Origin of the sequence: Paraglaciecola sp. MB-3u-78, from assembly GCF_002835935.1 — a bacterium.
Classification (GTDB): Bacteria; Pseudomonadota; Gammaproteobacteria; order Enterobacterales; family Alteromonadaceae; genus Paraglaciecola.
In genome coordinates this window covers 107,596-121,423 of sequence record NZ_PJCF01000006.1, presented here as the reverse complement: position 1 = coordinate 121,423, position 13,828 = coordinate 107,596, and the positions used below count along the sequence as shown (strand labels likewise).

Sequence of the window (13,828 nt, the reverse complement as noted above, 5' to 3'; positions counted from 1 at the left end):
AAGTGTGCATATTTCCAAAAGGGCTTTGGCGTATTTAGTAGGGTAAAACTTACAATAATATCGCTTATGTTTAACTTAGTGACTCTCTTACTCAGATAACAGCTCTCTAGAAAGAGGTGTATTTCTGTTTCACTCAATTCTTAATAGATACAAAGGTGTATGTAGCGACAAGCTTAAAAATCCTTAGCTTGCAGATGACGGCACCCGATATCAGAAATAGTGAGATAACCATCATCTATCTCAATATATGACACTTAAGATAGCTGAATACTACAATATTTATGTTTACAATCAGACAGTTATTAGAACGAATATTTTACTCTCTATTTAAGTATTCACATAATGTATTTTTATGTCGAGAGCCTAGATGACAATAACTCTGAGCTTAAATACAAAAAGGGCACCCTTTGCTTTACATTTCATTTGTAGCAAGTCAGTCATTTCTAATGACTGACTTGCTAACTATTAACCAATCTATAGAAAAATTTTAAAGGTCGATACAGTTTGAAATAACTACTGTTTGAAAATGGTTTTGGGTTGGATCTCATTCATTTAAATCATATCCATAACGGTCATAAAAAATAAGACGTGTCGAAGCATGCAAAAGTCACATAGTCCTAAAATTTACTTTCTATAAAAATCCCCCTCCATGACCAACACTAGCTAAAATATTTTTATTACTTTGTGACTATTTGTGCAACAGGCTAGTCTATGAGCTTGTTATTTATAAAAAAGGTAATCAAAATGAAAGTAGCAATCTTATCTCGAAACAAAAAGTTATATTCTACTCGCCGTTTGAAAGAGGCCGGTGAAGCCCTTGGTCATCAAATTGACATTATCGATACACTCCACTGTTACATGGATATCACAAGCAATAGACCTGTTGTTCGTTACAAAGGCGAAGAACTTCCGCAATATGATGCGGTAATACCACGTATTGGAGCCTCTATTTCTTTTTATGGTACCGCCGTTGTTCGTCAATTTGAAATGACTGGAGCCTTCTGTGTAAATGAATCCGTTGCTATTAGTCGCTCCAGAGATAAGTTGCGTTCCATGCAATTATTATCAAGAAAAGGTATCGGCCTACCAAGAACGGGGTTTGCTAACCGTCCTGACAATATTAAAGATTTAATTAAAAACGTTGGTGGCGCACCTTGTGTTATTAAACTACTTGAAGGTACTCAAGGCATAGGTGTGGTACTTGCTGAAACAACCAAAACAGCAGAGGCAATTGTTGAAGCATTTATGGGTTTAAATGCCGATATCTTGATACAAGAATTTATCAAAGAAGCTGGCGGTGCGGATATCCGTTGTTTCGTTGTAGGCGACCGCGTTGTGGCAGCGATGAAACGTCAAGGTGCTGAAGGTGAATTTAGATCAAACCTACACCGAGGTGGTTCGGCAGTTTTGATAAAACTTACACCAGAAGAAAGGGCAACAGCGGTTTCGGCGGCAAATATCATGGGACTAAACGTATGTGGTGTTGATTTACTCCGTGCCGAACGTGGTCCAGTTGTGATGGAAGTAAATTCATCACCAGGCTTAGAAGGCATCGAAGCTGCGACTAAAAAAGACGTCGCCACTTTGATTTTCAAGCATATTGAAAAATATGCCAAACCTCATAAAAATCGTACACAAGGTAAGGGTTAAGTCTGTGGCAGATAGTTTTTCTATTGGTGGAAACCATATTGGTTTAGGGAAGCGAGTACAGCTCGAACTCCCAGTGGCAAAGTTATATACAGACTCTCAGATGTCAGTTTCTGTGGATGTTATACGCGCCAAAAAGCCTGGTCCTACAATGTTCGTCAGCGCAGCAATTCATGGTGATGAACTAAATGGAATTGAGATTATTCGGCGTTTACTTATATCAAAATCACTTAAACTATCAAGAGGCACACTCATTGCTGTGCCAATAGTTAACGTATATGGAATGTTAAACCAGAGCCGTTATATGCCAGATAGACGGGACTTAAATAGATGTTTCCCGGGATCTGCAAAAGGCTCACTGGCTGGTCGACTTGCCCATCTTTTTTTAACAGAAGTAGCGAGTAAATGTGATTACGGGATTGACCTGCATACAGGGGCCATTAATCGCGGTAACTTACCTCAAATTAGAGCAAATCTTAAGGATGAAGAAACCTTATCATTAGCTCATGCTTTTGGTGTCCCTGTGTTACTCAATTCAGACTTGCGAGATGGGTCATTACGACAATCGGCTTCAGAAAACGGGACGAAAATTCTTCTTTATGAAGCGGGAGAAGCACTACGATTTGACGAACTGTCTATTCGGGTTGGATTAAGAGGTATTTTCAATGTCATGTCACAGCTAGGCATGGTCAGACGCCGAACCAGTTCTAAGAAGAAAACATTGCCATTTGTTGCCAACAATAGCGCTTGGGTTCGAGCGACTGCTAGCGGTATGGTGTTAGACAAAAAACACCTTGGTGATCATGTAGAAAAAGGCGATGCCTTGGCTCAGATATGCAGCCCAACAGGTAGCTTTATTGAAATTGTAACAGCACCTAAAGCGGGGATTATTATTGGTAAGCAGAATATTCCTTTGGTACAGGAAGGTGATGCTATGTTTCATGTGGCAAACTTCGAAGCGCCCGATGAAGTCGCCACTAACATAGATATGATGAATGATGATATGGCCAAAAAATTAGAGGAAATATCTCTAGCAGATTAGCAAAAAATAATAATAAGAAAATCAACTATTAGATAGGAAAACTCAAGTTTTCCTATCTTTTTTCATTTTAATGGCGAGTTAAATTTATGATTCGCTAAATATTGCCACTTTTATTCATCTATCGCTGGTAATTTCTCACTCGCACCCCTATATAGAGCCTAGATGAAAATGAATGACAAACAGGGTCTTCGATGATAATAGTGGAAAAAATTGCGCATGAGTTACAAGTACAAGCGCAACAGGTACAAGCTGCGGTAAAATTACTAGATGAAGGGTCAACTGTTCCTTTTATAGCCCGTTATCGAAAAGAAGCCACCAATGGTCTAGATGATATAGCCCTGAGAAAGTTGGAGCAGCGCTTAACTTATTTGCGCGATTTAGAAGACAGACGAAAAGTCATTATTAAGTCGATTGAAGAGCAACAAAAAATGACTCCGCAATTGAAGGCCAGCTTACTTGATGCAGAAAACAAAACTGAATTAGAAGATATATACCTACCCTTCAAACCTAAGCGTCGCACCAAAGGACAAATTGCCATTGAGTGGGGGCTTGAACCTTTAGCCAATGCTTTATTTAATAACCCGCAGCTCACACCTGAGTCTGAAGCGCTAGCATTTGTAACAGAAAATGGTGATGTACCCGACACTAAAGCCGCTTTAGATGGCGCAAAGTATATTTTAATGGAGCGATTTGCTGAAGACGCAAAATTATTACAAAAAGTGCGTCAGTATTTATATAAAAATGCCCATATAAAAAGCCAAGTCATAGCGGGTAAAGAATCAGAAGGCAGTAAATACAAAGATTATTTTTCACATACCGAATTCTTGAAAAAAGTCCCATCCCACAGGTCACTAGCAATGTTTAGAGGCAGAAACGAAAAATTTCTGCAAGTGAGTCTAGATGCTGATCCGGAGAAGAATGAAGCAGATAAAAGCTCATATTGTGAACAAATCATCGCCGAACACTTCAATCTTAAATTTGCCAACAGACCAGCAGACGCTTGGTTAGCCACAGTGGTGCAATGGACATGGCGAGTCAAAACACTGCTCCATATGGAGAATGAGTTATTTGGCGCGGTGCGTGAACAAGCAGAACAAGACGCGATTAACGTATTTGCCAAGAATCTAAATGATTTATTAATGGCAGCACCGGCGGGCCCTAAAGTCACTATGGGGTTAGATCCAGGTCTACGGACAGGGGTAAAAATAGCCATTGTAGACCCAACTGGCAAGGTATTAGCTACCTCTACTATTTTTCCTCATGTGCCGCAGAATCAGTGGGATAAGTCGCTACGCACTATTGCAACTTTGTGTAAGCAACACAAAGTACAGCTACTCAGTATTGGCAATGGCACCGGCTCAAGAGAAACGGATAAGCTCGCGGCCGAAATGATCAAAGCAAATCCTGATTTGGCAGTGAGCAAAATTATTGTCAGTGAAGCAGGGGCCTCTGTTTATTCTGCTTCAGAACTTGCATCAAATGAACTGCCTGATATGGATGTTTCTTTACGTGGTGCGGTGTCTATCGCAAGACGATTACAAGATCCATTGGCAGAATTAGTCAAAATTGAACCCAAAGCCATAGGTGTAGGCCAATATCAACACGATGTTAGCCAGAGCAACCTAGGAAAATCACTGAGCACCGTGATTGAAGATTGTGTGAATGCGGTAGGTGTGGATATCAACACAGCATCAGGTGCATTACTGAGTCATGTGTCTGGCCTGAATCGAACCTTGGCCAGTAATATCGTCAATTATCGTGACCGGCACGGGGCATTTAAGCGTCGTAAAGCCTTGCTTGATGTTGAACGCCTAGGACCAAAAGCCTATGAGCAAGCAGCAGGATTTTTGCGAATTATGGGCGGAGACGACCCCCTTGATGCCTCAGCTGTGCACCCTGAGGCCTACCCAATAGTGAATTCGATTGTCGAATATGCTTCTATCGCGATGAACGACATTGTGGGTAATACTGAAGTGCTGAAAAAACTCAAACCAGAAGACTTTGTCACTGATCTGTTTGGCTTACCAACAGTGACAGATATTATTAGCGAGCTTGATAAACCTGGACGAGATCCTCGACCAGAATTTAAAACGGCTAACTTTAAAGATGATGTGCAATCTTTGAAAGATCTAAAAGTCGGTATGATTTTAGAAGGTGTCGTTAGCAATGTTGCCAACTTTGGAGCTTTTGTCGATGTAGGTGTGCATCAGGATGGACTTGTACATATTAGCGCTATGACCGATAAATTTATTTCTGACCCTAGAGATATTGTCAAAACAGGCGATATTGTCAAAGTAAAAGTGATGGAAGTGGATGTCGAAAGAAAGCGTGTGTCATTCACTATGCGAATGGGCGATACACCTAATCAGGCAGCAAAACCATCAGGGCAAAAACCCAATACAGACAAAAAACCCCACAACCCAGCGGCTAAAACCAAGCAGCAGCAGACTCAACCTAAACAGTCGAATCAAATGATGGGTAACGCTTTTGCTGATGCTTTTGCCAAAGCAAAAAAATAATGACGATTATGGATTATGGTATTACTTATCCCTAAAAACTCACAAGCCCTCTATTGAGGGCTTGTTTCATTGTTTGCCCAGCGAAGCTGGCAAACCCGTCAGGTTGAAAGAAACCTGAATCACCCCGATTGAGGGGAAGATAATCCGAATGGTAAGTGCGTCACTGGCTAACGGTGGGGTGTGAAGGAAGCCATAGGAAGTTAGCGATACACAGCGTAAGCGAACCTGTTTCGGCGTGGTGGGTGGGTAAGCGTGCAAAATAGCGCAACGCCCAATACTCAATCAGACCCATTACGTGTTTGAGGGTGGAATAGCTAATAGGGAGCCAGTGCAGTAACTGGGGAAGCCTGACATCATTTCCAGTGTAACTGGAAGTTTGTATCCAAGAAGTGATTCAAGGTACAGATTGGTGGGAGGTGGCAGATGAACCCGTAGTAGTGAGTAAGGTCAGGCCTGTGAAAGCCAGTAATGGTGTGGAGGATAAAACCAGACCGACTGTTGGCAGTGTGTTCAACAGAGCAGGCAATACTCAAAAGGTGTTGTCTGTTGCGAAGGGGGGAAGTGTACTATAAGTGTCTGTTGTTCTTTTTTTTTGAAGTGTTGTGGACTCATAAGTGTGCCGACGGGCACAGACATCTTGCTAATGGTTGCTTAGGAATAAGTGGACTGTGGTGAAGAGCCGAGTATTGGATTAGCTTGTTAACGCTCAAGTAGATTGCCCCGATTAAGGGGCTAGCACGTTTGAGAAACAAGTGAAGTTGTCAGCCACAATGATGATAAAGCCAAGACAACGACCACAAGTTAAAGGTGAGGGTGGAAATGTTCTACAGTCTTTATGGTCGATTGTTACATGCGCAAGCATTAGAAGCGGCTTATAAACAAGTGGCAAGGGCGAAAGGTGCGGCCGGAATAGATGGGCAGAGCCTAAGCGATTTTGCAGCTGACTTGCAGAGCAATCTTCATATTTTACTGCTCGAACTGAAAGGTAAAACCTACCAAGCGCAGCCTGTACGTCGGGTAGAAATACCCAAAGAAGATGGCAGTATGCGATTGCTTGGGATACCGACAGTGCGAGACCGCATCGTCCAACAAGCGTTATTAACGATATTGCAGCCCATCTTCGATAAGGATTTTCATCCATCTAGCTATGGATATCGCCCGAAGCGAAGTTGCCATGATGCGATTAACAAGGCCACATTGTTTATAAGGCAATATGGTCGGCGTTGGGTCGTGGATATGGACTTGTCAAAGTGCTTTGACCGTTTATCCCATGAGTTAATACTCAAAGGCGTTAAGTGCAAAGTCACAGATGGCAGTGTGCTGAAATTAATCCAACAGTTTTTATCCAGTGGTGTGATGGAAGGTAACGAAGTGATACCGACTATCAAAGGCAGTCCGCAAGGCGGGGTAATCAGTCCGTTGTTATCGAACATTTACCTTGATGCATTCGACCAAGAAATGAAACGCAGAGGGCACCGAATAGTGCGTTATGCGGATGATATTTTAGTGTTATGCATCAGCCGAGTAGGCGCAGAGCATGCCTTGAACATTGCCACGACTATTTTAGAGGATGATTTACAACTTGTTGTGAATAAGACCAAAACCCATATCACGCACAGTGATGATGGTGTTAAGTTCCTCGGAGTCGAAATTGGGACACAATATACCCGAATTCAACCTAAGAAACTGGTTAACTTCAAGCAGCGAGTGAAGCAGCTCACTAAGCGTAATACAGGGAAACCGCTGATAGATATCATTAAACGGTTAACCCCTGTGCTAAGAGGGTTCGCACATTATTTTAAGATAGCCAATTGCAAGCGAGAGTTTGTGAGCTTGATGAAATGGATAAGAAGACGCATGCGCGCTATTCAATTGAAGTTGTGGAAACGCCCAGCTCGTCTTCATAGACGACTAAGGCAACTTGGCTTCAAAGGAAAGTGTGTCTTCATAAAAATGGCGTCATGGCGCAATGCGAATTGTCCAATGGCGACTATTGCCATGAAGAATAGCTGGTTCGATGAAATAGGGCTTTATCACATTGATAGGGTATTCTATGACTAACTTGTTATCACCCTTGGTGGTTTTATAGTACGCATGAGCCGTATACGAGGCCCGTACGTACGGTTCTGTGAGAGGGATGAGGCATAAGCCTCACCCTACTCGATATGGTGTAACGCACTTTTCACTGCTGACTTAAGCTGATTGCTGTACCCCTTGAGAACGGGGAGTAGTCACTTGTTGATAAAAATGCTCTATCACTGACACTCTGCGAGTCATCTCTAAGTCTCTGTTTACAAGAAATTGACTCGCAGCTTCCAAATCAAACTCAGATTCAGTCACACTTTGCTCATCCACCTCTGACTGACTGATATCCAGTGAACGAGTGGGTATTCCCACATCTAAAGCATCAACAATGTCATCAAGTGAGGGTATCTCTCCAATAACTGAGTTTTGTGGTTGTTCTTTATTTTGCTGGGCACCTGGAATAGCTTGATTAGTTGACTCTTGCGCTTCTTCAGCTTTTGTTCTGGCTATGTCAGAACGCGCTTCAAGGGCTATTTGAGTGGCTTCAGTTGCGACTCTTAAATCTTGTGCGCTTGGCTCTGCGGGAGCTAAGGCTGCGGCTTTAACTTGTTGTGCCTTACGAATGGTTTCCTCAGGTGTAGAAGCTTCAGATATATCTATTGAAACTTCACCACCTACGGCATATCTCTTGCCATCAGGCCCTGTTTCATATTCATATTCAGGTGAGCCCGCATATTGGCCACCTAAAGAGGCGTGAGCTTGCTCATGGGCCCTAACTTCAGCATCTCGTTGTTTCAGCTCTGTAAGTTGTTGTTCGGCTTGTTGTTGCTGTTGTTGCTGCTGCTGATCCTCAGCATTTTCTTTTCCTGCACTGGCATCTTGCCCATTGTCTTTTGCGGCATCGTTTTGTGTATTGAGTTGTTGACCTGTCTGAGGAAGCGGTTTTTCATAAGTGAGTGGCGGCGGAGCTTGTCCAGGCGCTTTAGCCTTATCAGCTTCAGAACCAAGACCTGTTTCAGCGGCTGACTTTTCATTAGCCGCTAATTGCGGCACCGCCTCACGCTGAGTATTATCTCTGCGCACAGCCTCAGTATTAACGGTGCCGACGTTAAATACTGTTGGAGTGGGAACCGGTGGCAGAATATTCATAATATCAGTTGCCTAAAACTAGGCCAGAATATCCAAGATAGTACCTACGGTGTCGCTAGCAGTGTCTACTACTTTGGTAGAAGCTTGCGCATTGGTCAGATTGATTGACAGCCCGACTAGATTAGATGTAATCCCATCGCTAGCTTCTGGAAGCAATTGTTTGATTGAGTTGAGCTGTTTAAGCGTAGCGTTTGCTAAAAACTCTTGAGGGTCGCTAGATGCTACAGAAAAAGCTGACAAGCTGGCCAAATTCGACGCATTTTGAGTGATCCCATTGGATGCACGCTGAATGCCTATAGTGCCACTGACAATGGCAGAGTTTATGTTAATTTTGTTACTAATGTCCATTTGCCTTACCTCTACTACTTAACCTCTCGTGTTCAATTATTAACCATTTTTAGGTTTTTTTAAAGCTTTACCTTGGTATTGGCCTTAAACAAGTGCTTTCACCAGACGTTTTACAAATTGTTCCGGGTTTGAAATAAAAGGGGCGTGGGACGCATTAGTGATAACGTCTATTGTTACCTTGGAATTAAGTTGCTTTGCAAGCGGGGCTACTTTGTCGGGTACTAAAGTATCCAATCCACCTAAAAAAATATGACAAGGTATACACAGTGTTTTAAATTGTTCACGTAAATCAATACTTTGTAACATGTTTAACCCTGCAGCTAAGGCGACGAGTGAAGGTAAAGGGTATTGCTGCACCGCCTGTTTGATTGTTTTAGCATCGTGCCTGGCATTTACACTCCCCATGGCTTGTATGGCAAGAAAGCGCTCCAGTGTTTTAGAAATATCTACATTTAATTTCTGAGAAAAGAAGTTCAGAACCTTGGGCTCAATTCCAGGCCAATCGCTACTTTTAGAAAATTTTGGACTAGAACAAATCAATACCATTTGTTTAAGTTTTTCGGGATATGAGTCAGCGATTTGCTGGGCGACTAAGCCACCTAACGACCAACCAATTAAGACGCAGTTTGCCGGAAGATATTGCGCCACTGTGGTTGCCACGTTCTGCAAATTATACGGAATGGGCAACTGTTGATGATTTAGCCCATACCCAGGTAAATCAATAGTAGTGATGCAAAATTCATCCTTAATAAGGTCTATCAAAGACTGCCAAACGCCACTATTTACACCCCAGCCGTGCAAAAAAACAAGGGGCTTACCCGTGCCAACCGTTGATACTTTTAATTTTACTGGCATTTCTTCTACACTTACTTCGAAAGACTGATTTCATATTGAGAACAGGGATGACACCTAATGCAAACAGGGCTGAGTCAAAGTTGTTTAGTCTGCAAACAATCCAGCAACACTGCAATATGCCAATACTGCTGTGATGATCTTACACTATTTGATATTGACCGATACCAACACAACTTGATGTTATCGCCGAAAGTGAACTTGGGTTTGCCAAAAGTAGATTTTCCCCAAGTGTTGGCACTGGCAGATTACCAATGGCCATTGTCAAAATTATTGACGGGATTAAAATTTTCAAAACAAGTGCCAAATGCCCATGCATTGGCAGCGCTTTTTGTAAAACACTGCTTAAGTTCCATTCCTATTTTACCGCAACTGATTATTCCAATGCCGTTACACAAAAACCGGTATTTATTCAGAAAATTCAATCAAAGCATAGAGTTGGCTAAGCATATTTGTAACTTAAGTAAATTAGATATGGATACATCTATCATTAACAGATGCAAATCGACTCCACCTCAAACTGACTTATCGGCGGCCCAAAGACGTAAAAATTTACGTAATGCCTTTGAAATTAATGAAGCAGCCAAGCAGCGATTAAAAAACTATCAGCATATTGCCTTATTCGATGATGTCATCACCACTGGAAGCACAATGAACTGTGCTTATCGCAGTTTACGAAAGCACAATCCTGATTTGAAAATTGATGTCTGGAGTATTTGCCTCACCCTTACGGGTTAACCTGGTGCGTTAATAAAACCAGCCATAAAAATGGCGTTGCTCATCAAGCGACTAGTACCATACCAAACGCCTCTGAAATTAACGTTTGTCGCAAAACCAATCACCTTACCCTTACCAAAATTGTGAGACACTACTGCAGCGCTCCCGCCGATAAGTTGCTGTAACTCTTCAGCACTATAGCCAGCCATAAGTGGCGATTTAACGTAACTCGCTACTGTAATAAAGGGCTTGTCGGGTTGACGCATCACCAATGCACTGTTTCTAAACATTGGCAATGTAGTAGAAGTATAACCGAAGGCGAGTGTATGGCTTAGGTCCAACTGAGTCTCAAATACAGCACCGGCTATTCTTTGCTTAGCTTTAAGTGCTTCCTGATCTTGATAAGTCATACCTGTGGTGTCAAACGCTAACTTAATCTCATTGCTACTTTTGAAGCCAGCCTTAAGCCATTTTTTATCAGAGAACCAATTAGCCGCAGATTTTTGACCTATGAGTACGCCGCCTGAATTCAACCAGCCTTCAATTTTGTGGACGGTTTTTTCAGGCACATCTTTATACGTGCCCTCAACCCATATCATATGGGTATAGCTGTCCAAAGAAAATGTACCCAGTTGTTCTAGGTCTGTGATTGAAACAGGCATATCAACATGCTGATCTAAGTAGTGCCACACTTCACCCAATTCATATTGGGAAGTACCGCGCCCGCCAACCAACAATACTTTGGGCAGGGCAATATTCAGCATTTTACGACTACCTAAATCAATACCTTGGCGGGTTAATCCAGAGGTTACCGAATGAATAGGAATATCCAGCCCATTATTCTGCGCATCAATGATGCCTAACAAATTTTTAGGTTGTGCTAGCGCGATTGGAACAATTACCGCACCGGCAGAAAAGCTCATACCACCTTGAGAGGTTTGAGCAAAAAATGCCTCACCAGCAAGTTTTACCTTTACTTTATTGGCCAATAAACGCTGTAAAAGTTTAGGTGCTTGATAATCTTGCCAAGAAAAAGCATAGGCGTAAGCGCCAGGCAATAATTCTGGGATAACAGTTTTAGGCGCTTTAATAGACTGTGTATCCAGTTTTGGTTGCCGCTCAACGGCTTGATACTGGATATTAAACGCTAGGGGTAGATTCCAGTTCGACACGTCATAAAAGGTATTGTCATCAAATGATTTACGGGTCGAGAAAAGAGACTTTATCAGTCGATACTGAGGCTGGTCCAGTGGCACAAACATACTGTTTATTGTATCGAATATTTGTCCATCTACTTTGACATCCTTGCTCAAAGGAAAGTATTGAATCTGATGAGCTGAGAATATCTCTAGCATTTTTGAGAAGCGGGTTTGGTCAAATTTCTCATTTAAAATATAGCCAGCTAAATCATCATCCTTGATTAAGTCTTTAGTTTGCTCTGCAAAATCTATTTGATAATCAAGAATGGCTTGTTTATTGGCTAAAGCACCAGCAAAAGTCGAAAGAGAAGTCGTCACTTGATTTTGAATGGTATCGGAAAACCTTAATAAGCCGTGATCAGAGTCTTGCAGATGCCCTCTGCTACTGGCTTGCTCAAACAAAATACCCAGACTACCGTGGGCATCTGGATAGGTTGAACCTTTACCATAATAAAAATCGTCAAAACTTTCTTGTGTAAAATACAGTTGCTTAGTTTTGTCTAATGCTGCAGCATGAAAATCACCCAGCGCTGCAGTCAATTCAACATTTTTAAACGGTGTCCATGGATTTTTTCTAGAAGAAATACCGGGTTGAAAGAAGTAGGTGCTATTCGTGCCCATTTCATGAAAATCGGTTAACACGTGAGGACGCCATTGATGGAATTGATTAACCCGAGCTCGTGACTCTGGATGGGTCAACAACAACCAGTCGCGATTTAAATCGAACCAATAATGATTAGTTCGTCCTGAAGGCCAAGCTTGCTGATGCTCTCGGTGATTAGGATCAGATACCAAGTTCTTACTTTTATGCATATTTGCCCACTGCGCAAATCGAGATAGACCATCAGGATTGACACTTGGATCGAGCAACACAATATTGTCGTTAAGTAACTGATCTATCTTTTCATTTTGACCTGCAGCGAGATAATAAGCGATTAAAAGGGCAGCATTCGAACCTGATGGTTCGTCGCCATGAACGCTGTACCCCATCCAAATAATTAATGGGTCGTTTTTATCAGTAGATTGACCTAAGTTTCGAATATGCTTAGCTTGGATTGCAGCTAAATTTTGCTGATTTTCAGGAGAACTAAAAGCCAACAGGTAAAGAGGACGGTTTTCGTGAGTACGACCAGTTTCGACTAAACTGACGCGGTCTGACTGTGAAGCCAACAGTTGCATATAGTTCGCTATCTGATCATGACGCACGTGCCATTCACCTACTGACGCACCTAAAGCTTGAGTGGGTGTGGTAATGTCTGCTTTATATTGAGTACCTGTTGGTAAGTACGCAGTATCGGCAATAGCTAAAGCTTGTGCACTTATGAACCACAACAAAAAAGCAAAAATTCGAAACAACAAATCCATAAAAATCAATCCAATCGGTCAGCATTTTAAAAAATGTTCGCACGTTTTAGCCAAAATATATATAAGGAAGAACGATTACTTGAGTGTTTTAGTCAAGTAATTTTGTTATTATGTAAATAGACATATTTTAGAGGAAGATAGCCCATGATTAACATTTCAGAAACAGCGCAAGCACATTTCTGTAAGCTGCTGGCAAACCAAGAGCCTGATACCAATATCAGAGTGTTTGTGGTTAGCCCCGGCACACCCAGTGCAGAATGTGGCGTATCTTATTGTCCACCAGACGCGATAGAAAAATCAGACACGGTGCTAGAATTTAATGGTTTTGATGCAGTTGTTGATTTAGAAAGCGCACCTTTCCTTCAAGAAGCCGAAATTGATTTTGTGACTGACCAAATGGGCTCACAACTAACGCTTAAAGCGCCAAACGCAAAAGCACGCAAGGTTGATAGCGACGCACCTTTAGCCGAACGAGTGAGTTACATGATTGAAGCAGAAATCAATCCGCAACTTGCTAGCCACGGTGGTAACGTGACATTAGTTGAAATCACAGGAGAAAAAGAAGCGGTATTACGATTCGGTGGTGGCTGTAACGGTTGTTCACAAGTGGATCTCACCTTGAAAGAAGGCGTCGAAAAACAAATGCTTGATCAGTTTCCTGGTGAATTATTAGCAGTTAAAGATGCCACTGAACATGAAGCCGGCGAGCACTCTTACTACTAGAGTTACGGTCCAATACCATCTCAGTGAGGATACAATATTAACTGGTTAAAACGTTTAGCAAACGACCCAAGTAAAAGTTGGGCTTTTTTCAAACGTGGCCTAGGTATATTTTGCTTAGGCGCAGTAGCCGTATTAATAGGCGCAAAGTATGCGCCTATTATTCAAATTCCTGGTCTGATTTTATTAGCTGTGGGTAGCTTATATTCTTTTAGAGGCTACTTAGGCATTCTGGCACACCGCAT

At 42.0% G+C, this 13,828-nt stretch carries 11 protein-coding genes; 7 read left to right on the top strand and 4 right to left on the bottom strand.

What is annotated here, in order from left to right; all coding sequences use genetic code 11:
- Positions 1–744: 744 nt before the first annotated feature.
- From rimK to ltrA, 5 genes are all read left to right on the top strand, one after another.
- Positions 745–1,650, top strand: coding sequence for a 30S ribosomal protein S6--L-glutamate ligase (gene rimK, locus CXF95_RS14690; RefSeq protein WP_101200068.1), 906 nt, complete (start codon positions 745–747; stop codon positions 1,648–1,650).
- Between the two features lie 4 nt (positions 1,651–1,654).
- Positions 1,655–2,689, top strand: a complete 1,035-nt coding sequence (locus CXF95_RS14685) for a succinylglutamate desuccinylase/aspartoacylase family protein (protein ID WP_101199407.1) — start codon at positions 1,655–1,657, stop codon at positions 2,687–2,689.
- Between the two features lie 194 nt (positions 2,690–2,883).
- Positions 2,884–5,208, top strand: coding sequence for a Tex family protein (locus tag CXF95_RS14680; RefSeq protein WP_198556627.1), 2,325 nt, complete (start codon positions 2,884–2,886; stop codon positions 5,206–5,208).
- 389 nt (positions 5,209–5,597) lie between these two features.
- Positions 5,598–5,780: a hypothetical protein gene (locus CXF95_RS14670; RefSeq protein ID WP_101199148.1), complete on the top strand. Its 183-nt coding sequence runs from the start codon at positions 5,598–5,600 to the stop codon at positions 5,778–5,780.
- A 247-nt stretch (positions 5,781–6,027) separates the two neighbouring features.
- Positions 6,028–7,269, top strand: coding sequence for a group II intron reverse transcriptase/maturase (gene ltrA / locus CXF95_RS14665; protein WP_232787834.1), 1,242 nt, complete (start codon positions 6,028–6,030; stop codon positions 7,267–7,269).
- A 132-nt stretch (positions 7,270–7,401) separates the two neighbouring features.
- On the opposite strand, the gene CXF95_RS14660 is transcribed toward ltrA, so the two are convergent.
- The 3 genes from CXF95_RS14660 to bioH all read right to left on the bottom strand — a co-directional run bounded on the left by CXF95_RS14660 (position 7,402) and on the right by bioH (position 9,585).
- Positions 7,402–8,382, bottom strand: a complete 981-nt coding sequence (locus CXF95_RS14660) for a putative metalloprotease CJM1_0395 family protein (protein ID WP_101199405.1) — start codon at positions 8,380–8,382, stop codon at positions 7,402–7,404.
- 18 nt (positions 8,383–8,400) lie between these two features.
- Positions 8,401–8,730 carry a hypothetical protein gene (locus tag CXF95_RS14655; protein ID WP_101199404.1) on the bottom strand — a complete coding sequence of 110 codons (330 nt, stop codon included), beginning with the start codon at positions 8,728–8,730 and terminating at the stop codon, positions 8,401–8,403.
- 84 nt (positions 8,731–8,814) lie between these two features.
- Positions 8,815–9,585, bottom strand: a complete 771-nt coding sequence (gene bioH, locus CXF95_RS14650) for a pimeloyl-ACP methyl ester esterase BioH (RefSeq protein WP_101199403.1) — start codon at positions 9,583–9,585, stop codon at positions 8,815–8,817.
- A 57-nt stretch (positions 9,586–9,642) separates the two neighbouring features.
- Between bioH and CXF95_RS14645 the strand changes: the two genes are divergently transcribed.
- Positions 9,643–10,320: a ComF family protein gene (locus CXF95_RS14645; protein WP_101199402.1), complete on the top strand. Its 678-nt coding sequence runs from the start codon at positions 9,643–9,645 to the stop codon at positions 10,318–10,320.
- Here CXF95_RS14645 and CXF95_RS14640 read toward each other — a convergent pair.
- Positions 10,317–12,863 (bottom strand): M14 metallopeptidase family protein, encoded by a 2,547-nt coding sequence (locus CXF95_RS14640; protein WP_101199401.1) that lies wholly within the window; start codon positions 12,861–12,863, stop codon positions 10,317–10,319. The genes CXF95_RS14645 and CXF95_RS14640 overlap by 4 nt on opposite strands.
- Before the next feature lie 144 nt (positions 12,864–13,007).
- Between CXF95_RS14640 and nfuA the strand changes: the two genes are divergently transcribed.
- Positions 13,008–13,586, top strand: coding sequence for a Fe-S biogenesis protein NfuA (nfuA, locus tag CXF95_RS14635; protein ID WP_101199400.1), 579 nt, complete (start codon positions 13,008–13,010; stop codon positions 13,584–13,586).
- The last annotated feature ends 242 nt before the right edge of the window (positions 13,587–13,828 follow it).

Excerpts from the sequence above, each read along its gene's own strand:
- CXF95_RS14640 (WP_101199401.1), bottom strand. The coding sequence starts at position 12,863 with ATGGATTTGTTGTTTCGAATTTTTGCTTTTTTGTTGTGGTTCATAAGT.
- CXF95_RS14655 (WP_101199404.1), bottom strand. The coding sequence starts at position 8,730 with ATGGACATTAGTAACAAAATTAACATAAACTCTGCCATTGTCAGTGGC.
- bioH (WP_101199403.1), bottom strand. The coding sequence starts at position 9,585 with ATGCCAGTAAAATTAAAAGTATCAACGGTTGGCACGGGTAAGCCCCTT.
- CXF95_RS14660 (WP_101199405.1), bottom strand. The coding sequence starts at position 8,382 with ATGAATATTCTGCCACCGGTTCCCACTCCAACAGTATTTAACGTCGGC.
- rimK (WP_101200068.1), top strand. The coding sequence starts at position 745 with ATGAAAGTAGCAATCTTATCTCGAAACAAAAAGTTATATTCTACTCGC.
- ltrA (WP_232787834.1), top strand. The coding sequence starts at position 6,028 with ATGTTCTACAGTCTTTATGGTCGATTGTTACATGCGCAAGCATTAGAA.
- CXF95_RS14645 (WP_101199402.1), top strand. The coding sequence starts at position 9,643 with ATGCAAACAGGGCTGAGTCAAAGTTGTTTAGTCTGCAAACAATCCAGC.
- nfuA (WP_101199400.1), top strand. The coding sequence starts at position 13,008 with ATGATTAACATTTCAGAAACAGCGCAAGCACATTTCTGTAAGCTGCTG.